Origin of the sequence: Buchnera aphidicola (Drepanosiphum platanoidis), from assembly GCF_964020165.1 — a bacterium.
Lineage (GTDB): Bacteria > Pseudomonadota > Gammaproteobacteria > Enterobacterales > Enterobacteriaceae > Buchnera_J > Buchnera_J aphidicola_BL.
In genome coordinates this window covers 90,617-113,796 of record NZ_OZ026537.1, presented here as the reverse complement: position 1 = coordinate 113,796, position 23,180 = coordinate 90,617, and the positions used below count along the sequence as shown (strand labels likewise).

Annotated in this window: 19 protein-coding genes and 1 tRNA gene; 13 read left to right on the top strand and 7 right to left on the bottom strand. The window is 18.3% G+C overall.

Annotated elements, in window-relative coordinates; all coding sequences use genetic code 11:
• Positions 1-5: 5 nt before the first annotated feature.
• Positions 6-323, bottom strand: coding sequence for a 50S ribosomal protein L21 (gene rplU / locus AACL42_RS00490; RefSeq protein ID WP_340147580.1), 318 nt, complete (start codon positions 321-323; stop codon positions 6-8).
• A gap of 369 nt (positions 324-692) precedes the next feature.
• The gene (locus AACL42_RS00485) at positions 693-923 is read right to left on the bottom strand and encodes a BolA/IbaG family iron-sulfur metabolism protein (RefSeq protein ID WP_340147579.1); all 231 of its coding nucleotides are present in this window, start codon (positions 921-923) and stop codon (positions 693-695) included.
• Between the two features lie 372 nt (positions 924-1,295).
• On the opposite strand from AACL42_RS00485, the gene greA reads away from it, so the two are divergent.
• The 12 genes from greA (at position 1,296) to AACL42_RS00425 (ending at position 15,168) form a co-directional block, all read left to right on the top strand.
• Entirely contained in the window at positions 1,296-1,775 is a 480-nt protein-coding gene (greA, locus tag AACL42_RS00480; protein WP_340147578.1) for a transcription elongation factor GreA, read from the top strand.
• A 138-nt stretch (positions 1,776-1,913) separates the two neighbouring features.
• Positions 1,914-2,552: an RlmE family RNA methyltransferase gene (locus AACL42_RS00475; protein WP_340147577.1), complete on the top strand. Its 639-nt coding sequence runs from the start codon at positions 1,914-1,916 to the stop codon at positions 2,550-2,552.
• A 100-nt stretch (positions 2,553-2,652) separates the two neighbouring features.
• Positions 2,653-4,470, top strand: coding sequence for an ATP-dependent zinc metalloprotease FtsH (gene ftsH, locus AACL42_RS00470; protein ID WP_340147686.1), 1,818 nt, complete (start codon positions 2,653-2,655; stop codon positions 4,468-4,470).
• Between the two features lie 330 nt (positions 4,471-4,800).
• Positions 4,801-5,055 carry a hypothetical protein gene (locus AACL42_RS00465; RefSeq protein WP_340147576.1) on the top strand — a complete coding sequence of 85 codons (255 nt, stop codon included), beginning with the start codon at positions 4,801-4,803 and terminating at the stop codon, positions 5,053-5,055.
• A gap of 252 nt (positions 5,056-5,307) precedes the next feature.
• Positions 5,308-5,394: transfer RNA gene (locus tag AACL42_RS00460), tRNA-Leu, on the top strand.
• A 235-nt stretch (positions 5,395-5,629) separates the two neighbouring features.
• A complete protein-coding gene (gene nusA / locus AACL42_RS00455; RefSeq protein ID WP_340147575.1) occupies positions 5,630-7,123 on the top strand; it encodes a transcription termination factor NusA in 1,494 nt (497 codons plus the stop codon).
• 67 nt (positions 7,124-7,190) lie between these two features.
• Positions 7,191-9,308 (top strand): translation initiation factor IF-2, encoded by a 2,118-nt coding sequence (gene infB / locus AACL42_RS00450; RefSeq protein WP_340147574.1) that lies wholly within the window; start codon positions 7,191-7,193, stop codon positions 9,306-9,308.
• A gap of 37 nt (positions 9,309-9,345) precedes the next feature.
• The gene (gene rbfA, locus AACL42_RS00445) at positions 9,346-9,696 is read left to right on the top strand and encodes a 30S ribosome-binding factor RbfA (RefSeq protein WP_340147573.1); all 351 of its coding nucleotides are present in this window, start codon (positions 9,346-9,348) and stop codon (positions 9,694-9,696) included.
• Positions 9,697-9,731: 35 nt separating this feature from the next.
• Positions 9,732-10,649 (top strand): tRNA pseudouridine(55) synthase TruB, encoded by a 918-nt coding sequence (truB, locus tag AACL42_RS00440; protein WP_340147572.1) that lies wholly within the window; start codon positions 9,732-9,734, stop codon positions 10,647-10,649.
• Between the two features lie 164 nt (positions 10,650-10,813).
• Positions 10,814-11,080, top strand: a complete 267-nt coding sequence (rpsO, locus tag AACL42_RS00435) for a 30S ribosomal protein S15 (protein WP_340147571.1) — start codon at positions 10,814-10,816, stop codon at positions 11,078-11,080.
• 124 nt (positions 11,081-11,204) lie between these two features.
• Positions 11,205-13,283, top strand: coding sequence for a polyribonucleotide nucleotidyltransferase (pnp, locus tag AACL42_RS00430; protein WP_340147570.1), 2,079 nt, complete (start codon positions 11,205-11,207; stop codon positions 13,281-13,283).
• 145 nt (positions 13,284-13,428) lie between these two features.
• Positions 13,429-15,168, top strand: a complete 1,740-nt coding sequence (locus AACL42_RS00425) for a DEAD/DEAH box helicase (RefSeq protein WP_340147569.1) — start codon at positions 13,429-13,431, stop codon at positions 15,166-15,168.
• Between the two features lie 171 nt (positions 15,169-15,339).
• Here the strand turns inward: AACL42_RS00425 and AACL42_RS00420 are convergent, their stop codons facing one another.
• From AACL42_RS00420 to argF, 4 genes are all read right to left on the bottom strand, one after another.
• Positions 15,340-15,726 (bottom strand): Rid family detoxifying hydrolase, encoded by a 387-nt coding sequence (locus AACL42_RS00420; RefSeq protein WP_340147568.1) that lies wholly within the window; start codon positions 15,724-15,726, stop codon positions 15,340-15,342.
• 46 nt (positions 15,727-15,772) lie between these two features.
• The gene (locus AACL42_RS00415) at positions 15,773-16,210 is read right to left on the bottom strand and encodes an aspartate carbamoyltransferase regulatory subunit (RefSeq protein WP_340147685.1); all 438 of its coding nucleotides are present in this window, start codon (positions 16,208-16,210) and stop codon (positions 15,773-15,775) included.
• Between the two features lie 43 nt (positions 16,211-16,253).
• Positions 16,254-17,213 (bottom strand): aspartate carbamoyltransferase, encoded by a 960-nt coding sequence (pyrB, locus tag AACL42_RS00410; protein ID WP_340147567.1) that lies wholly within the window; start codon positions 17,211-17,213, stop codon positions 16,254-16,256.
• Between the two features lie 96 nt (positions 17,214-17,309).
• On the bottom strand, positions 17,310-18,311 hold the full coding sequence (gene argF / locus AACL42_RS00405) for an ornithine carbamoyltransferase (RefSeq protein WP_340147566.1): 1,002 nt from the start codon (positions 18,309-18,311) through the stop codon (positions 17,310-17,312).
• Between the two features lie 288 nt (positions 18,312-18,599).
• Between argF and AACL42_RS00400 the strand changes: the two genes are divergently transcribed.
• Positions 18,600-21,455: a valine--tRNA ligase gene (locus AACL42_RS00400; protein ID WP_340147565.1), complete on the top strand. Its 2,856-nt coding sequence runs from the start codon at positions 18,600-18,602 to the stop codon at positions 21,453-21,455.
• Between the two features lie 464 nt (positions 21,456-21,919).
• Here AACL42_RS00400 and pyrD read toward each other — a convergent pair whose 3' ends face one another.
• Complete coding sequence (gene pyrD, locus AACL42_RS00395; protein ID WP_340147564.1) at positions 21,920-22,936, bottom strand: quinone-dependent dihydroorotate dehydrogenase; 1,017 nt, start codon at positions 22,934-22,936, stop codon at positions 21,920-21,922.
• Positions 22,937-23,180: the final 244 nt, after the last annotated feature.

Sequence of the window (23,180 nt, the reverse complement as noted above, 5' to 3'; positions counted from 1 at the left end):
AATTTTTAAGAAATAATTTTAATGTTTTTAATTTTTACACTTGTAAAATTTTGTCTATGTCCTTGTTTTTTTTTATAATGTTTTCTTCGTTTAAATTTTATGATATTTATTTTTTTACATTTACCATCCATTAAAATTTTTGCTTTAATATATGCATTTTTTAAGAATGGTTGGCCTAAAAAAACTTTTTTTTTAGATGAAATCATTAAAATTTTATCAAATTTAATTTTTTTATTAGAATTATTTTTTATTTTTTCTAATTTAATTACTTGCCCAATACATACTTTATATTGTTTACCACCGTTAGAAAAAATAGCATACATATTAATTTTCCTTCAACAATTTTAATTAAAAATATTTTAATTATTTTTTTTAATATTATTTAATGTTAAAATATTATAATTAAAATTTATTTATAATGTTTTTTAATATTATAATAATAAAATTTAAAAATTTTTAAATTTTATTATTATATATTTTTTTAAATTTTTTAAAAAATTAGTTGTAATTTTTTAATTAATTAATAAATATAAAGTAATATATTAAAAATATTAAATCAAAATTATGTATCATTTTTATTTTTTTTAAAAAAATTAATTTACCTTTAAAGTATATTGATATTATTAAAATATTAAAATTTTTTTATTTTTATTTTTTTTGTTTCATTGTTAATGATATATTTATATTATTTTTTATTCAATTTTATTTTTTTTTGAATAAGCATCTATTATTACAGAATGAATTTTTTTTTTAATTATATATTTCATAATAACAGAATAAACAATTTTTTGTTTATTCATTAAATTCATTCCATTAAATATTTTTCCTATAGCAATGATTTTAAAATGATTACTTTTATTTTTTACAATACATTTTTGTAAATTTAATTTTTTTATTAACAAAGATTTTATTTTTTTTTTCATAATAATTTTTTTTATTTAAATTTTTAAAGTATATTTATTTTATTTATTTAATTTTGTATTTTTGTAAAAATTTTATTTTTAAGTATGATATATAAATATATATATTTTTTTATATTTATAAAATATAAATGTTTAATCTTATTTATTTTATTATAATAATTAAAATTTTAAAACAAAATTTTTTAATATTAGAATTCATTTGTTTTAATATTAAATTAATATTTTTTAATCTTAAATTAATTGTTATTCAATTAAAATAATTTTTAATTTTTTATAAATATAAGTTTTTTATGTATATTATAATTTTAGATAAATTAAAATATTAAAATAATAATTATTTAAAGTTAATATAAAATATTTGAGGAAATTTATGTGAATAAAGAAATTCCAATGACGTTAAATGGCGAGAAAAAACTTAGAAAAGAACTTGAATTTTTAAAAAATGTAAAAAGACCATTAATCATTAAAGAAATATCAAAAGCAAGAGCACATGGTGATTTAAAAGAAAACGCAGAATATCAATCAGCTAAAGAAGAACAAAGTTTTTGTGAAGGCAGAATACAAGAAATTGAATTTAAATTATCAAATTCATATATAATTGATGTAAAGAAAATTATTACAAAAAATAGAGTAGTTTTTGGTTCTACAGTTACTATTTTACAAATTAAATCTAAAAAAAAATTTATTTATCAGATTGTTGGAGATGATGAAGCTAATTTTAAAAAAAAATTAATTTCTGTAAATTCTCCAATGTCTAGAGGTTTAATTGGAAAAAAAAATAATGAAATTGCAATAATAGAAACTCCATTAGGTTGCGTTGAATATAAAATTTTAAAAATTGAATATATATAACTATAAATAGAGATTTATTATTAATATTTTTTATTAAAAAAATTAAAATTATTTTTGTTTTTTAATATTGTTTTTCATAATTATATATATTGTTATTTGAAATAATATTAATTATTTTAAAAATTTGGAAATTTTTAAATGTATAAAAAAAAAAATCATTATACTTTAAATGTTTGGTGTAAACGTCAATTAAAAGATAAATATGTTCTAGAATCTTATCAAAGAAAATTAAGATCAAGAGCATGGTTTAAAATTGATGAAATCCATCAGAAATTTAAAATATTTAAATTTGGTTCAACAGTTATTGATTTAGGCTCTTCACCTGGTAGTTGGTCAAAATATGCTATTGAAAAAATAGGGTTTACAGGAAAAGTAATTTCATGTGATATATTGCCTATGAATCCAATTAAAAATGTTATTTTTTTGCAAGGAGATTTTACAAAAAAAAATTTTTTTAATAAATTTCTTGATCAAATTATTTTTAAAAAAGTAAATATAATTATTTCAGATTTATCTGCAAATACAACTGGAAGTAATTTTTTAGACTCCTTTAATTCAATTAAATTAAATAGTTTATCTTTAAAATTTGTACTTAAAAAATTAAAAAAAAATGGTTTTTTTATATCTAAAATTTTTCAAGGTAATGGTTTTATTAAACATTTAAAAAAAATAAAAAATTATTTTAAAGAAGTATATTTATTTAAACCTAAATCTTCTAGATTAAAATCACGTGAAATATTTATTATTGCTAAAAAATTAAAAAAATATTTTTTTTAATTTTTTTTTAAATAAAAATATTTGTATAGATTTTTATAAAAAATTTTAATTTTTTTTAATTTTTTGTGAGGTTAATATCTTGAATTCAACAACAAAAAAAATGAGTATAGGAATAATACTTTTAATAATTTTTTTTTTTATTTTATCTAATTTTAATTTTTTTTCTCCACCCGCTGAAAATGTAGATTATTCTACTTTTATTCATAAAGTAGTAAAAGGTGATGTTAAACAAGTAAAATTTATCGGAGAAAAAATAGAATTTATTGATATTTTTAAAAGATATTATAATACATACACACCTTATAATGACCCAAATCTTGTAAATATATTATTAAAAAAAAATATTATAATTTCTGGTGAGAAATATCATGAATCACATTTTTTAACATCTGTAATAATTTCTTGGGTTCCAATGATATTATTAATAGGTATATGGATTTTTTTTATGAGGCAAATATATTTAAGCACAGGGAAAGATGGTGCAATGATGTTTGGAAAAAATAAATCTAGAATGTTAGAAAAAAATGAAATTAAAATTAATTTTTCAGATGTTGCAGGATGTGATGAGGCTAAAGAAGAAGTTTCTGAATTAGTAGAATATTTAAAAGAACCTAACAAATTTAAAAAAATTGGAGGAAAAATACCTCAAGGGATATTAATGGTAGGACCTCCAGGAACTGGAAAAACTTTATTAGCTCAAGCAATTGCAGGTGAAGCAAAAGTTCCATTTTTTACTGTTTCAGGCTCAGATTTTGTAGAAATGTTTGTTGGGGTAGGGGCAGCTAGGGTTCGAGATATGTTTGCTAATGCGAGAAAATTTTCTCCTTGTATAATTTTTATTGATGAAATTGATTCAATAGGGCGTAATAGAGGTTCTGGTTTTGGCCATGGAAATGAAGAAAGAGAACAAACTTTAAATCAAATGTTAGTGGAAATGGATGGATTTGAAAGTAATAAAGGAATTATTATTATAGCAGCTACAAATCGTCAAGATATTTTAGATCCAGCATTATTACGTCCAGGAAGATTTGATCGTCAAGTTTTTGTATCGTTACCTGATGTTTTAGGAAGATCACAAATTTTAAAAGTTCATATAAAAAAAATTCCTATTTCTAAAGATTTTGATCCATTGATTATAGCTAGAGGAACACCTGGATTTTCTGGGGCAGATTTAGCTCATTTAGTAAATGAAGCAGCATTATGTGCTGTTAGAGATAATAGAAAAATTGTTAATATGTTAGATTTTGAAAGATCAAAAGATAAAATTATTATGGGTTTGGAAAAAACATCAAAAATTATGTCAGATTTTCAAAAAGAATCTACTGCATATCATGAATCTGGTCATGTTATAGTAGGTAAGTTTTTTCCAGAACATGATCCAGTACATAAAGTAACTATAATTCCTAGGGGAAGTGCTTTAGGGGTTACAGTGTTTTTACCTAAAGAAGATATATTTAGTGTAAGTAAAAAAAAACTTGAAAGTAAAATAGCAACTTTGTATGGCGGTAGAATTGCTGAAGAAATTATATATGGATGGGATAATGTTTCAACAGGTGCTTCTAAAGATATAGAAATGGCAACTAAAATAGCAAGAAATATGGTAACTAAATGGGGTTTGTCTGACAAATTAGGTCCAGTGTTATATACTAAAAAAAATAGTGCTGATTCTGAATCATATAAAATAACAGCTAAAAATAATAATTTTTCAGAAGAAACAGCTAGAATTATTGATGAAGAAATCAAACATATTGTTGATATCAATTATCGTAAAGCTAAAAAAATTTTACAAGATAATTTAGATATTTTACATTCTATGAAAGATGCTTTAATAAAGTATGAAACAATAGATGCTTTACAAATAAATGATTTGATTGATAGAAAAAAAGTTCGTAAGCCAAAAAATTGGAGTAGTTTATAAAAAATTTTATTATTTTAATGCGTATAAAATACATAATAAATATATTACATTTATAAAAATTATAAAAATGTAAAAGTTTTTTTATATTTATTTATTCTGAAATATTAATATATTGAATTAAATATAAATTTGTTTTAACAAAATTTATTTTTTATAAAATTATTGTAAATTTATATATTAAACAGTATTATTTATTTTAAATAAAAATATAAATTTTAAAAATATTTATAATTTTAATTTATTTTGTTAAATGAAATATTTTTAAAGATAAATATTGTTATATTTTAATTCTAATTATTTCATAAAATAAAGTTATTATTTTAAAGTTTTATGAAAAATAAAATTGTTAATTTAATAGGTATTTTAATGTATTTTTTTTTTTTAAGTATTTTTTATTTACTATCATTAAGTTTAATTTTTTTAATTTTAATTCAAAATAAAAAAGGATTTTCTCATATTCAAGCGACAAATTATAAAACTAATTTAAATGTTTCTACAGAAGATGTTATGTTATCAAATATAACTTTTTCTATTGCAGGATTTTTTTTATTAGTTAGTTGTATTTTATCGATATTAAAACATTAAATTTAAATATTTTTGAATATTAATGCTAATTTTATTGTTTATAAATTATTTATGATTTTAATATTATTTCTAAAAAATTTTTTTTTCTTATGAAATATATATTTTATTTTTTATTTTTTTTAACTTAAAAATTTTATTATAATTTTAAATATCTTTATTTTTTATGAAAGATTATAATAAATATTAAAATTTTATAATATAAAAATATATTAAATAAATAAATATTTTTTTTAAAAAATATTTAATATAAAAACCGAGATGGTGAAATGGTATACACGCTACTTTGAGGAAGTAGTACTTTTAAATTTAGGTATGTGGGTTCGAGTCCCACTCTCGGTAAAATTATAAAAATTATTTTACAAAAAGTATTTATTATAAAACCCCGAATAAATTCGGGGTTTTTTATTAATATATATTAGAATTTAAATATAAATTAATGTATAACTACATATTTTAAATTTTATTTTTTTTTAATAAAATATTTTTTTTAAAAATTTTAAATTTTTATAAACAAATAAAAATTCTATTTTAGAATGTCATTCTAACAAGTTCTAAAAATATAGAGGTTTATTTAGTGAATAAAAAAATATTATCTGTTATTGAAGCAGTTTCTAATGAAAAATCTTTATCAAAAGAGAAAATTTTTGAAGCATTAGAAATAGCTTTAGCAACTGCAACTAAAAGAGAATATGAAAGAGATGTAAACATTAGAGTTCATATTAATAGAAAAAATGGTAATTTTAGTACATTTAGAAGATGGATGGTAGTAAAAAAAGTACATTATCCTATGAAGGAAATTACTTTAGATGCTGCAATTTTTCAATTTAGTAAGAATAAAATAAAATTATATGATTTTATTGAAGAAAAAATTAATTCTTTAAAATTTAACAGAATTACTACACAAACAGCAAAACAAGTTATTATTCAAAAAGTAAAAGAAGCAGAACGTTTATCAATGATTGAAAAGTTAAAAAAAAAAATTGGAGAAATAGTTATTGGTATTGTTAAAAAAATTACTAGAGAAAATATAATTTTTGAAATAGAAAATAACACAGAAGCAATAATGCTAAAAGAAGACATGCTTCCTAGAGAAAATTTTAGGATTGGTGATAGAGTAAAAAGTGTATTATATAAAATTAATTATGAAGTAGAAGGAGTTCAAATTTTATTAAGTAGATCAAAAATTGAAATGTTAATTGCTTTATTTAATGTTGAAGTTCCTGAAATTAGTGATAAAATTATTGAGATTAAAGCAGTAGCTAGAGATCCAGGGTCTCGATCTAAAGTGGCAGTTAAAACAAATGATATAAGAATAGATCCAGTTGGAGCTTGTGTTGGGATGAGAGGAGCTAGAGTTCAAGCGGTTTCTAATGAATTATTTGGAGAAAGAATTGATATTGTTCCTTGGAATAAAAAAGATGAAAAATTTATAATAAATTCTATGTCTCCAGCAGATGTAATTTCTATTTTTATAAATAAAAAAAATAATTCAGTAGATATTTCTGTAGATTCTAAAAATTTAGCTCAAGCAATTGGTAGAAATGGTCAAAATGTTCGATTAGCTTCTCAATTAAGTGGAAGAGAACTAAATGTAATGAGTATGGAAGATTTAAATATTAAACATTTAGCATATTGTTATAAAAATTTAAATTTTTTTTTAAAAAATTTAAATATTACAGATGTTGTAATAAACGAGTTTAAAAAAAATGGTTTTTTTTCTTTAGATCAAGTATTAAAAGCTAGTGTTGATGAACTTAGTAAAATTAAAGATTTAAAAATTCAATCCATTCAAAATATTCATAACATAGAAAATAGAATAAATCAAAGAAAAATATTAAAAAAAAAATTATCACAGTCTATTTGTTCTACTTTAGAAAAAAAATTATTAAATTTAAAAGATATGACAAAAAAATTAGCAGAAAAATTATTTAAAAAAAAAATATTTAATTTAGAAGATTTTGCTAATAAAGATATAGAAGAACTTTTAGAAATTGAAAATTTAGATCCAAAAATTGCTAGAAATTTAATTATGGAAGCAAGAAATATTTGTTGGTTTAAAAAAAAATAATTTTTCAAAATCATTTAAACATTTAAAAACTACTTAATTAAAATAATTTAACATTAAAAGAAAAAGAATGAAAAAAGAAATTAAAAATAAATTAAATTCAAAAGTAATAAAATCTAAAATACTTGTTCAAAAAAAAAAAATTTTTTTTAATAAGAATATAAAAAAAAATATTAATAAAAAAAAAGTTTTTATAAAAAAAAAAATATTTCGAAATGATAAAGTTAATTCAAATTTATCATTTTCTAAATTACCAAAAAAAAAAAATTTTTTCATAAAAAAAAAAAATAGTCCTTCTATAAAATATAAGAACTTAAAGAAAAAAAAATTTTCTATACATCAAAGAAATAATAAAAATTTTTTAAAAAAAAAATTGATTAAAAAAAATAAAATTAATTTATTAAATCAAAAATTTGTTAAACCTTTAAAAAATTTTAATAAAAAAGTTAAAATTATATCTAATATGACTGTTTTTGATCTTTCAAAAAAAATGGGAATTAAAATTTCTCATTTGATAAATACAATGTCAAAACAAAAAATTATTTTAGAAAAAAATCAAATATTGAGTCGAGATTTATCTTATTTAATTGCTGAAGAAATGGGATTTAAAGTTATTTTAAAAAAAAAATTGTCTTTAGAAGACGAAATTAAATTTAAAAAAAATAACAAAAAAAATAAATATTTTTTAAGACCTCCTATAGTTACAGTAATGGGGCATGTAGACCATGGAAAAACTTCTTTATTAGATAATATAAGGAAGACTCAAATATTAAAATCAGAGTTTGGGGGAATTACTCAAAGTATAGGTGCTTATCATGTAACATTAAAAAATAAAAAAATTACTTTTTTAGATACTCCTGGGCATGCCGCTTTTAAATCTATGAGATTTAGAGGAGCATTATTAACCGATATAATAATTTTAGTAATAGCTGCAGATGATGGTGTGATGCCTCAAACTATTGAAGCTATAAAACACGCTCAAATTGTTAAGGTTCCAATAATTGTAGTAATAAATAAAATTGATAAAGTTAATTCAAATTTTGAAAAAATATATAATGAATTAATGAAATATAATATTGTTTCTGAAAAATTAGGTGGAGATAATATTTTTGTTCATATTTCAGTTAAATTAAATCAAGGAATTTTAGAATTATTAGATGCTATTTTATTGCAATCTGAATTTTTAAATTTAAAAACTAGAAATTCTGGAGGTGCCGTAGGAGTAGTAATAGAATCTTTTTTGGATAGAGGTAAAGGACCTTTAATATCAGTTTTGTTAAAAAAAGGTAATTTAAAAAAAGGTGATATTATTTTATGTGGATTAGAATACGGTAAAGTTAAATCGATTATTAATGAATTTGATGAAGAAATAAAAAAAATTACTCCATCTATTCCAGTAAAAATTTTGGGATTATCTGGTTTACCATCAGCTGGTGAAACTTTACTAGAAGTAAGGAATGAAAAAATAGCAAAAAAAGTGTCTTTATATCGTAAAGAAAAAATTAGAAGTAAAAAAATGTTAAAGAATAAAAAAATAAATTTTGAGAAAATGTTTAAAGAATTTAATTCTCCTATTAATAAAAATATATTAAATATTTTTTTAAAATCAAATTCTAAAGGTTCTTTAGAGGCTTTAATAAATTCTATATTATTTTTATCAAATGAATTTAAAAATTTTAAAATTAATATCATAGCTTCTGGCGTTGGATTATTTACAGAAACAGATGTGAATTTAGCTGATTCTTGTCATGCAATTCTTATTGGATTTAATATACAATGTGATTCTTCAGCAAAAAAAATTATTGAATCTGAAAATTTAGAATTTAGGCATTATTCTATAATTTATAATGTAATTAAAGAATTAAAAGAGATTATTTTAGGAAAATTAACCCCAAAATATTTTAAAAAAATTAATAGTTTAGCAGTAGTAAAAAATGTTTTTAAATTACCAAAATTTGGTGTTATTGCAGGTTGTATCATTACAGAAGGAACATTTCAAAAAAAAAATAATATTAAAATTCTTAGAAAAAATAAAATAATACATAAAGGAAAGATATTTTCTTTAAAAAGGTTTAAAAATGATGTTAAATTAGTTAATCATGGGCAAGAATGTGGGATTGTTATAAAAAACTATAACGATATTCATGTTAATGATATAATACAATCTTATAGTACTAAAAAAAATTAAAAAATTTTTTAATTTTTTTTTAAATGAGAATTTATTTATGAGTATTAAAAGTTTTAATCGTTTAGATAAAGTTTCAAAATTTTTACATAAAGAAATTTCATATATAATTTTAAATTTTATTAGAGATCCTAAAATATATAAAATTACCAATATATTAGATGTAGTAGTTTCAAAAGATTTTTCTTATGCTAAAATTTTTGTAAGTTTTATTAATATCAAAAAAAATTACATTAAATATCATTTACAAGCATTAAATAATGCTTCTAAATATATTCGAAAGATTTTAAGTGATAAAATTAATTTTAGAATAGTACCTTCATTAACATTTATTTATGATAAATCTTGTATCGAAGGATTTAAAATAGATAAATTATTAAAAAATATTTAATATATTTTTAATTTTTTATTTTGGAATTTTTTTAAATGATTGTAAAAAAATATAATCAAATTAATGGATATTTTTTATTAGATAAACCCTATGGAATTTCTTCTAGTCAAGCTGTTCAAAAAATTCGAAAAATTTTTAATGTTCAAAAAATTGGTCATACTGGATCTTTAGACCCATTAGCAACAGGTATGTTACCCATATGTATAGGTAAAGCAACAAAATTTTCTCAGTATTTAATGAAATCTAATAAAACGTATCAAGTGATTGCAAAATTAGGAGAAAAAACGAATACAGCTGATTCTTTTGGAAAAATTATTAAAACTAGATCTATAAATTTTAATCTTAAAAAGTATAAAAAAGTAATTAAAAAATTTTTAGGACAAACTTTTCAAATTCCTCCCATGTATTCAGCTATTAAACATAATGGAAAGCCTTTATATAAGTATGCTTATAAAGGAATTAGTATCAAACGTAAAAAAAGATTAATAAAAATTTTTAAAATTAAAATTATCAAAATTCAAAAAAAATTTTTAAATTTAATAATAAAATGTTCTTCTGGAACATATATTCGAACTATTATAGAAGATATAGGAGAGAAATTAAATTGTGGGGCACATGTGATTTTTTTAAGAAGATTAAAAATTTTGAACTTGTCTTATAAAAATTTGATTACAATTAAACAATTATTATTTTTAAAATTTCAAGATAAATTTTTAAATACAAATAATTTATTTAAAAAAATTATTTTACCTATAAATAAATTATATATTTTTTTACCTACTTTAAAGATTTCTTCTAAAATATATAATATATTAAAAATTAAAGATATTGTTAAATTAAATGATAACATTAATTTTGGTAATGGTTTTTTTAAAATTTTTTTAAAAAAAAATAAAAAATACTTAGGAATAGGAAAAATAAATAAAAATAATCGTTTATTTTTTATAAAATAAAATTATAAAATTTTAAATTAATACAATTTTTTTATAAAAAATAAATATATAATGTATATATTAAAAATATAAATTTTTTTAATATTTAAAAAAAAATAATTTTTTATATTTTTAAAATATTTTTATTACCACTAATAAATAAAAAAATTTTTAGGACTTTTAAAATGTTACAGAATAAAACAAATAAAGATATAGTTTTAAAATATGGGAAAAGTTTTTCTAATACTGGGTGCTCTGAAGTTCAAATTGCAATCTTAACAAAAAAAATTAATCATTTACAATCTCATTTTTCTATTCATAAAAAAGATCATTGTAGTAGAAAAGGATTGTTAAAAATAGTATCTAAAAGAAGAAAATTGTTAAATTATTTAAAAATTAAAAATTATTTTAATTATAATAATATCATATCTTTATTAAAGATACGTAAATAAAATTTTATTTTTTATTTTAAAAAAATAATTTAAATTTTTTATTTTTAAAATAATTATGTTTAAAATTTTTTTTTTATTTTACTATTAATACATTAATTTTTTTTTATGTTTAAAGGATATCATTTTGATAAAACCTGTTATTTTAAAATTTAACTATGGAAATAATACTATAATTTTAGAAACTGGAAAAATAGCTAACCAAGCTAATTCTTCAGTATTAATTAATATGGATGGGACTACGGTTTTAATTACTGTAGTAGAAAAAAAAAATATTTTTCATCAAAATTTTCTACCTTTGACAGTAAATTATCAAGAAAGATCATATGCTGCAGGAAAAATTCCAGGTGGTTTTTTTAAACGAGAAGGACGTCCTAGTGAAAATGAAATATTAATAGCTAGATTAATTGATAGACCAATTCGGCCATTATTTCCAAAAAATTATTTTAATGAAATACAAATTATAGCTACTGTAGTATCTTTAAATCCTGAAATTAACCCAGATCTTGTATCATTAATAGGTGTTTCAGCTGCTTTATGTATTTCTGGTATTCCTTTTTATGGTCCAATTGGTGCCGCTAGAGTTGGTTATATTAACAACAAATATATGTTAAATCCTACTGTTACAGAAATGAAAACTAGTGCTTTGGATCTTGTTTTATCAGGAAATAATAAATTTATTTTGATGGTAGAATCTGAATCAAAGGAACTTTCTGAAGATATAATTTCAAATGCAATTATTTTTGGTCATCAACATCAAAAAGTAGTTATTGAAAATATTAAATTATTTGCTCAGAAAGTTAATCATAAAATATGGAATAAAAATATATTGTCAGTCAATAAAAGTTTATATAAACGTGTTAAAAAAAATGTATATAATTTTATTGATGAATCATATTCTATATGTGATAGAAAATTAAGAGATGAAAGATTAAAATTAATTAAAAATAATATTATTAAAAATTATATTGAAGAAAAATATATCGAAGATGCATTAGAAATAGAAAACATTTTTTATAGAATTGAAAAAAAAATTTTTAGAAAAAAAATTTTTAAAAATAAATTAAGATTAGATAATCGAAAATTTAATGAAATTAGAAAAATTGATATTAAAATTGGAATTTTAGATAGAGTTCATGGATCATCATTATTTACTCGAGGAGATACTCAAGCATTAGTTTCTATTACTTTAGGAACTGAAAGAGATGCACAAAATTTAGATGATTTATTTGGAGATCGAACTGATAATTTCTTATTTCATTATAATTTTCCTCCATATTCTGTAGGAGAAATTGGAATTATAGGATCTCCAAAAAGAAGAGAAATTGGACATGGTAAATTAGCAAAAAAAAGTATTTTTTCTGTCATGCCTAAGGTTAAAAATTTTCCTTATACAGTTAGAGTAGTATCTGAAATTACTTCTTCTCATGGATCTTCATCAATGGCTGCAGTTTGTGGAGCATCATTAGCTTTAATGGATGCGGGTGTTCCAATAAAGTCTGCAATTGCAGGAGTAGCTATGGGTTTAATTAAAAAAAAAGAAAAATATAAAATATTATCAGATATTTCTGGAGATGAAGATCATTTTGGAGATATGGATTTTAAAATAGCAGGAAGTAAAAAAGGTATTACAGCTTTACAAATAGATATGAAAATTTCTGGAATAAACATGAAAGTTATTAATTTAACTTTATTAAAATCTAAAAAATCTAGATTATTTATTTTGAATAAAATGAATAAAATTATTAAAAAATCTAAATCAAAATTATCTAAATTTGCTCCAAAAATTCATATTTTAAAAATTGATCAACATAAAATTAAAGATGTTATTGGAAAAGGAGGTTCTGTAATTAGAAATTTAACTGAAGAAACAGGAACTACTATTGAAATTGAAGATAGTGGAATTATTAAAATTTCTTCTATTACTTCTGATAAAGCAAAAATTGCAATAAATAGAATTAAAGAAATTACTAAAGAAGTAGAAATTGGAAAAATTTATTTTGGAACAGTAACTAAAATTATGGATTTTGGTGCTTTTGTGTCAATTGGTATGGGAAAAGAAGGATTAGTTCATATTTCACAAATTTCTAATACACGAGTTAATAAGGTATCTGATGTTTTAAAATTAAATCAAAAAATTAATGTTAAGGTATTAGATATTGATAAACAAAAAAGATTAAGATTAAGTATAAAAGAAACTTTATAAATTAAATATTGTGATAACACAATATAATTTAAATAGTTTTTTATTTAAACATATAAAAATTTACAAAATATAATTTTTTAATTTTTAAATAAAATTATAATTAATTAAATAAACTAAATTTTACAATATAAGGTGTATTTTTTAAATGATTCATGTGAACACTAGTGATTTTTTAAAATTTAAATTTAAAGATTGTTTATTAAAAGTTTTAAAAGAAATAGGATATGAAAAGCCTTCTCCTATTCAAATGTCTTGTATTCCTTATTTGTTGAAAGATCGAGATGTTTTAGGAATGGCTCAAACGGGAAGTGGAAAAACTGCTGCTTTTGCTCTTCCTTTATTACAAAAAGTTAACATATCTTTAAAATTTCCTCAAATTTTAGTACTAACTCCTACTCGAGAGTTAGCTGTTCAAGTTTCAAAAGCTTTTTCTTTATTTTCAAAATATTTATATGGAGTTAAAGTTCTAGCTTTATATGGTGGTCAAAGATATGAAGTTCAGTTGAAATCCTTGAGATATGGACCTCAAATTGTTGTTGGAACTCCAGGCAGATTATTAGATCATTTAAAAAGAAAAACTTTATGTCTTTCACATTTATCTACTTTAGTATTAGATGAAGCTGATGAAATGTTAAGAATGGGTTTTATTGAAGATGTAGAGAATATTTTATCAAATATTCCAAAAAATCATCAAACCGCTCTTTTTTCAGCTACTATGCCAGAAATTATTCGAAAAATTTCTAGAAGATTTATGAATAATCCTAAAGAAATAAAAATAGTTTCAAATTTAAATAATCGACCTAATATTTTACAAACTTATTGGTTGGTATGTAGAAGAAAAACAGATGCATTAATTAGATTTTTAGAAGTAGAAGATTATTCTGCAACTATTATTTTTGTTAGAACAAAAAGTGCAACGTTAGAAGTTTCAGAAGCATTAGAAAAAAATGGTTATAATAGCGCTGCTTTAAATGGAGATATGAACCAAAATTTAAGAGAACAAACTTTAGATAGATTAAGAAAAGGTAGTTTAGATATTTTAATAGCTACTGATGTAGCAGCTAGAGGATTAGATGTAGACAAAATTAGTTTAGTTATTAACTATGATATTCCAATGGATGTAGAATCATATGTTCATCGTATTGGAAGAACAGGAAGAGCTGGAAGGTTAGGAAAAGCATTATTATTTGTAGAATATAGAGAATTAAGATTGTTAAAAAATATTGAACGTATTACACGTCAAAAAATTCAAGAAGTAAAAATACCTACTATAGAGTTATTAAGTAAAAAACGTTTATACAAATTTTCTAAAAAAATTGAGAAAGAATTAAAAAATGTCAAAGAAGTTGAAAATTATAAAAATATTTTATCTAAAATAAAGCCTAAAGAAAATCCGATATCTATCGAAATTTTAGCTGCTGTATTATTAAAAATTGCTCAAAAAAATAGACCTTTAATATTAAAACCAGATTTAAACAAAAATTTTTCTCAAAGAAATATTAAATTTTATAATACACATAATCAAAATCGAAATATTAAAAAAAATATAAATTTTTATTCAAAAAATTTAAAAAAATTTAATAATTTTGATTTATATAAAATTTCATTAGGAAGAAAAGATAGAGTAGAAGCTCGACATATCGTAGGAGCAATTGCTAATGAAAGTAAAATAAGTAGTAATAATATTGGACATGTAAGAATATATGAAAATTACTCTACTATAGAATTAGTAAAAAGTTTAAAAAATAATAAATTTTTTTTAAAAAATTTAAAAAATACTAAAATTTTTAATAAATTGATTAATTTAAATTTGTATCAACAAAAAAATTATTATTTTAAAAATAAAAATTTCAAAAAAAAAGTTTTTAATAAAAAATTTAATTAAATTGTATAATTTTTATAAAAATATTAAAAATAAATAAATATAATAATTTTTTTATTAATTCTAAAATAAATATAATTTTATTGTTATATTGTTATTAATAAGAAAATAATTTTATTAAAGAGCGCACTTTTTTTTAATTATAGTGCACTCTTTAAAAAAATAAATATTTTATTATTTTTTTTTTATAGCTATTGCTTCTATTTCAATTTTAGAATTTTTAGGTAATTTTTTTACTTCTATACATGATCTTGCTGGGAAGTTAAGTGTATTATTTTTTAAAAAAAATTTTTCATATGCTTTATTAATTTCTTTAATTTTGTTCAATTTTGTAGTAAAAATAGTAGTTTTTACAATATTTTTTACTTTCATTTTAGATGATTTTAAAATTTTTTTTATGTTGTTTAAAACTATTTTTGTTTGTAAAAAAATTTTTTTTGTTTTTATAGAATTATTTTTTTCAATAGGTATTTGACCAGAAATCATTAAAATATTATTAATTTTAATTCCTTGAGAATATGGTCCTATTGGGTGCGGAGCTTTTTTATTAAATATTTTCATATTTTTAAAATTTCTTAGTTATAAATATTATTTGTTAAAAATAATTTTAATAAAATAAATTTTTGAAAATTATTTTTTTAGAAAATTCTATCTCACAGTAAAAACATTTTATTTTTTTTTTTTTTATATATTTTTTTAAAATAAAATAAGAAACAATATTTTTATCATGACTAATACAATTTTTATTGGGACATATTAAAATTTTTTTTATTTTTTTTGGAATTTTTAAAGATTTTTTCTTTATAATTTTATAATTTTTAATATAATTTATTGTAATTGATGGTAAATAAATAGATAATTGATTTATTTTTTTTCTGTTTAAAAATTTATTTTCTATTTTTATTATATTTTTTATATAAATTTTTTTTGAAGGTAAATTAAATTTAATAGTTACTTTATAATTTTTTTTTATTAAATTGCACAAATTAAATAATTTTAAATTAATTTTTGTCGGAATATGATCAATTATTGTTCCTAATTTCATTTTTTTCACTTGAATATATTTAAATCCTGTAATATCTATTTTTTTATATTTTTTGTAATATATTTTTTTTTAAAATTAATGACAATATAGCTTGTCTAGCATATATTCCGTTTTCTGCTTGTTTAAAATAATAAGCATAGGGAGTTTTATCTACATCGTATGCAATTTCATTGATTCTTGGTAATGGATGTAAAATTTTTAAATTTTTTTTTGCATGTTTTAAAATTTTAGCTGTTAATATAAAATATGGTTTAAAATTTATATTTTTATTTGGATTAACTCTCTCTCTTTGTATTCTAGTCATATATAATATGTCAATTTTTGAAATAATATCTTTAATATTTAAAACTTTTTTCCATTTTATTTTTTTTTTATTTAACATATTACAAATATATTTAGGAATTGAAAGATGAGGTTGAGAAATAAAAAATAACGTATTATTTGAAAATTTTGCTAATGCTTGAGTTAAAGAATGAACAGTTCTTCCATACTTTAAATCTCCTACTATAGCAATTTTTAAATTTTTTATTTTTTTTTGAGTTTCTTTAATAGTAAATAGATCTAATATAGTTTGTGTTGGATGTTGGTTAAAACCGTCTCCAGCATTAATAATAGGTATTCCATTAGAAAATTGTGAAGCTAATTTTGCTGAACCTTCTTGAGGGTGTCTAATAATAATAACATCTGCATATTTACTAATTACTGAAATAGTGTCAGAAAGAGATTCTCCTTTATTTTTTAAAGCTATATTATTGCCATCAGAGAATCCAATATTAGAAGCTCCTAATTTATAAGCAGCTGTTTCAAAAGATAATCTCGTTCTAGTAGAAGATTCAAAAAAACAATTTGCTATTATTTTATTTTTTAATAATTTTAAATGTGGTTTATTTTTTAAAATATTAGCAAATTTCAATATTAGTTCAATTTGATTTTTTTTAAAATCATGCATAGAAATAATATGTTTGTTATACAAAGAATTTTTTTTTAAATTATTTATGTTCATATTATTTTTTTTTATAACTATATACAAAGATAATTTTAACTATCTCTGTATGTTAATTTTTTTATTTTATATTTTATTTTTTAGTTTATTTTTATTTTAAAAAAATATATTTTTTTTTAAACTAGTTATAAGCAATGCTTTTATCATATGAAATTTATTTTCAGCTTGGGAAAAAATTATTTTTTCATTTTTTTTAAAAATTGTATTAGTAATTTCTACACCATTTTTTAAATTAAATTTTTTTATAATTTTTTTTCCAAATGTAGTATTTTTATCATGTAAAGCAGGTAAACAATGAAATACTTTAATATTTGGATTATTAGTAAATTTTAATATTTTTGAATTTATTTGATATTTTTTTAAAAAATTTATTTTTTTTTCTTGAAAACTTTTATCTTCTCCCATAGATATCCAAATATCAGTATATATAATGTCTGATTTAAATAATCCTAATTTTATATTTTTTGTATATTTTATATTTTTTGGATATTTTAGTTCTTCTATTTTCTTTTTTATATATTTTAATTTTGGACCTATTAACATTAATTTTAATTTTGTTAAATAAGCAGCTTCAATCAAAGTATTGCAAATATTATTGTTTAAATCTCCAACATAAGATAATTTTATATCTTTAAAACTTTTATTTTTAAAGATTTCTTTTATCGTAAAAAGATCAGATAATATTTGTGTTGGATGACATTCATTTGTTAATCCATTCCATACTGGAACTTTAGAGTATTTAGCTAATTTTTCTACAGAACTTTGTTTGTAACCTCTAAATTGAATTCCATCGTATATATTTCCTAATACTTTGGCGGTATCTTTAATAGATTCTTTTTTATTTAAATGAATATCTTTAGTACTTAAAAATGTACAATTAGCTCCTTGATCAAATATTGCTGATTCAAATGAACATCTAGTTCTTGTAGATTTTTTTTCAAACATTAGTATAATTTTTTTATTTTTTAAATTTTTTATTTCTTTTTTTAATTTTTTATTTCTTTTTAATATTTTAGTAATTTTTAAAAGGTACAAAATTTCTTTGTATGAATAATCTAATAATTTCAAACAACTTTTTTTGTATAAGATATTTTTCATAATTTTCCTTTATTTTATTTTTATAATAAATTGTAATAAATATTTAATTAATTTTAACATTAAGAACTTAAAAGTTTATAATTTTTTTTATTTTTAAATCATATTTTATTAAATGTATATTTATATATTACATTTTTTTTAAAATTAAAGTAAAATAAATTTAATTAATTAAAATATTTTTTATTTTAATATAAAAATATTAAAATTAATATTTTAACAAAAATTGTTTTTATAATTAATGTTTCTTTTAATTTTACATAATACATTTAAAATTTTACATATAAAAATATGAAAAAAATATATAATTCTTTATTATTTGAAAAAAAAGTTTTTAATTTATGGAAAAAAAAAAAATATTTTTTAATAAATTTAAAAAATTCAACAAAAAAAAATTATTGTATAATGATACCACCTCCTAATATTACTGGTAATTTACATATAGGCCATGCTTTTCAACAAACTATTATGGATATAATTATTAGATATAAAAAAATGTTAGGAAAAAACGTTTTTTGGCAAGTTGGATTAGATCATGCTGGAATTGCAACTCAATTATTAATAGAAAAAAAATATTTTTTTAATAACAATAAAAAGAATGTAAAAAAAAAATATAGAAATAAAATGAAGCATAAAGCTTTTAAATGGTATTCAAAAATAAAACAAAAAATATTTTATCAAATGAGTTGTTTAGGTAATTTTATAGATTTTAAAAAATCTAGATTTACTTTGGATAAAAATTTTTCTAAATCTGTTATACAAGCTTTTTTAAAATTATATAATAAAGGATTAATTTACAAAAAAAAAAAAATAGTTCATTGGGATACTTATTTGCAAACTGTAATTTCAGATTTAGAGATAAAAAATAAATCTATTGCAAATAAATTGTTTTATTTAAAATATTTCTTTTTTATAAATAATAAAAAATCTAAAAAATATTTAACAATAGCAACTACAAGACCAGAAACTTTATTAGGAGATACGGCTATTGCTATAAATCCTAAAGACAATAGATATATTAACTTAAAAGGATTATTTGTTTGTGTTCCTTTAATAAATCGTGTAATTCCAATTATTTTTGATGATTCTGTAGATATGTCAAAAGGAACAGGTTGCATGAAAATTACTCCAGCTCATGACTTTCAAGATTATGAAATTGCTTTAAAAAATTCTTTGCCAATTATTAACATTTTTAAAAAAGATGGAACAGTTAGAAAAATATTTAAAGTTTATGATATTTCTGGTAAAAAGATAGATTTATATAAAGAAAATTCTTTTATAAAATTTGATTTTTTATCAATTAAAGATTTAAAAAAAAAAATTGTTTATGAATTAAAAAAATTTTTATATATTATAAAAATTGAAAATTGTATAAGTAATATTCCTTATGGAGAAAGAAGTGATAAAGTCATTGAACCTTTATTAACTACTCAATGGTATTTAAAAATTTCTTCTTTTTCTAAAAATATTTTTAAAATTTTTAAAAAAAAATATATTAAATTAATTCCTAAAAAATATAAAAAAATTTCTTTATATTGGTTATTTAATATGAAAGATTGGTGTATTTCTAGACAATCTTGGTGGGGGCATAGACTTCCAATTTGGTATGATAAAAAAAAAAAAGTTTATGTTGGAAAAAATATTTTAGATATAAAAAAAAAATATTCTTTAGATGATTCTATCAAATTATATCAAGATAAAAATGTTTTAGATACTTGGTTTTCTTCAAGTTTATGGACTTTTGCTTCTTTAGGTTGGCCAAAAAAAACTAAGGAATTGAAATTTTTTCATCCTACTAATGTAATTATAAGTGGTTTTGATATTATTTTTTTTTGGATTTTAAAAATGGTGATAATGACAAAAATATTATTAAAAAATAAAGATATTAAATTAAATATTCCTTTTAAAAAGGTTTATATTACTGGGTTAATAAAAGATGAAAATGGAATTAAAATGTCTAAATCAAAAGGAAATGTAATTGATTTATTAGATTTGATTAAAGGGATAAGTTTAAAAAAATTATTAAAAAAACGAACTTCTAATTTAATTACTAAAAATAATATAAATAAAATTTTAAAATCTACTAAAAAACAATTTCCAAAAGGAATACCAAGTTATGGTGCTGATGCAGTAAGATTTAATTGTGCTCTTTTATCTACTAATTATAAAAGTATTACATGGGATTTAAATAAATTGAAAGGGTGTAAAAATTTTTGCAATAAATTATGGAATGCAAGTCAATTTATTAAACTGAATTTAAAAGATAAAAAATTAGATTTTTCAAGTTTTAAAAAAAATGATCTTATATATAATAAATGGATTTTTTATCATTTGAATAAAACAATTAAATTATTTACAGAATCTATTAAAAGATATAGATTTGATTTAGCTGCAAATTTTTTGTATTCTTTTGTTTGGAATAAATTTTGTAATTGGTATCTTGAAATTTCTAAAACAATTATATATTCAAATGTTTTTTCTTTAGATGATAAAAATAGTATTTATTGTACTTTACAAATAATTTTAAAAAATTTATTAAAATTAGCACATCCAATTATTCCTTTTATAACAGATTATATTTGGAACATTTTTAATGCTTTTCAAAATAAAAAAAATTCTTCTATTATTATACAAAAATTCCCTAAATATAAAAAATTTTATTTAAAAAAAAAAAATTTTTTTTGTATTACATGGTTAAAAGAAATAGTAATTTTTGTAAGACAAATTAGAAATGATTTAAATATTTCTAAAAAATTATATATTAATATTATTGTTAATAATCCTACTAAAAAATTTTTTAAATTTTTAAAAAAAAATGAATTATTATTAAAAAATTTGTTAAATTTAAAAAAAATTTTAATTTTTTATAAAAAAAAATTTTTTAAAAAATATTGTTTAGTTAAAATTATTGATACTGTGTATATATATTTTTTATTAAAAAGATATATAAAAAATATAATTAATATATCAAAATTAAAATTAAAATATAAAAAAATATTAAAAAAAATATTTTTATTAAAAAAAATTTTATGTAATAAAAATTTTTTAATAAAAGCACCTAAAGATATAATTACAGAAAAAAAAAAAAAATTGATTCTTTTAAAAAATTTAAAAAAAAATGTTTTAAATTATATTAACTTAAAATAATATAATAATTTTTTTAATAAAAATTTTTATAAATAAATTATATAAATTAAATAAAATAATATTTATTTATATATTTAATTTTATATTTTAATAATATAAATATAAATTTATTAAAATATAAAAATTATTTAATTTGAAAGTTTTAACTTTAAAATTTATATAATTTACATTGAAAATTTATAAAAAAATTTATGTTAAATATATAAATATTTTTTTTTATAATAAAAAACTATTTATTTTTAAAATATATTTTTATATTTATATATAATAAATAAATTAATTTTAAATTTTTTAAACATTTTTTAAAAAATTATTAATATATAAAGTATTTAAATAAACAAATTATTTAATTTTTTAATAATTATATTAAATTTATTTTAAAAAAATAACGTATATATTATTTTTATATTTTTTAAAAATTTTTTTATAATTTATTTTTTTATATATTTTTAACATTTTTTATATTATATTTTTGTATATTTTAAAATATTTTTAATTAATTTAGGACCTTCATATATAAGTCCGGAATATATTTGTATTAAATTAGCTCCAGAATTTAGTTTTTCTTGAGCTGAAACTGAAGAATTTATTCCTCCAGATCCAATAATAACTATTTTTTTTTTTGTAAATTTTTTTAATTTTTTTATAATTAATGTACTTTTTAGTTGCAATTCTTGTCCACTCAGCCCACCTTCTTCTGTTCCATGAGTAATATTTTTAAGAATTGATTTTTTTATGGTGGTATTAGTTGCTATTACACCATCAATTTCATATTTAATTAATTTTTTAGAAATATTTTTTATTTCTAAGTTATCTAAATCTGGAGATATTTTAATTAAAATTGGAACATATTTTTTATATTTTTTTTTTAATTTTTGTTGTTTTTTTTTTATTTTATATAAAATTTTTTCAAAAAATTTTCCATATTGTAACTTTCTTAAATTTTTAGTATTTGGTGAAGAAATATTAATACAAATATAATCAGTATATAAATATACTTTTTCAATACATTTTGAATATTCTAAAAATGCTAAATTTATAGGAGTATTAAAATTTTTTCCAATATTTACTCCAATTATTCCTTCAAATTTAGATTTTTTAAGATTTTTAATTAAATAATCTATTCCATAATTATTAAATCCCATTCTATTAATAATAGATTCTGATTCTAATAATCTAAAAATTCTTGGTTTAATATTTCCTTCTTGAGGCTTTAATGTTACAGATCCTAGTTCAATAAAACCAAAACCCATATTTGATAATATATTAATATAATCTCCATTTTTATCTAAACCAGCAGACAATCCTAAATGATTTTTAAAATTTAATCCCATTATTTTGATAGGTTTATAAAAATATTTTTTTTGATTAAAAAATTTTATGTTTATATAATTAAAAAATTTTAATAATTCAAATGTAAAGAAATGAGATTTTTCTGGATCTATTTTAAATAATATTTTTTTTAATATTGAATAAATCATGCTTTTCACTATAGAATAATGATATAGTTATTATGAATATTTTATTTATTATTAATAAATTTTAATAATAAATTATTATTTGTTTTAAAAATTATATTTTTTTAAAAATTCTTTTTTTATTAATATTATTATTTTTAAATAGTTTAATTAAAATTATTTTTAAATTTTAAAATAACTAATAATTTTTTATTTTTTTATATATAATTAAATTATATGTATAATTTATAAAAATAAAAAAAGAAAA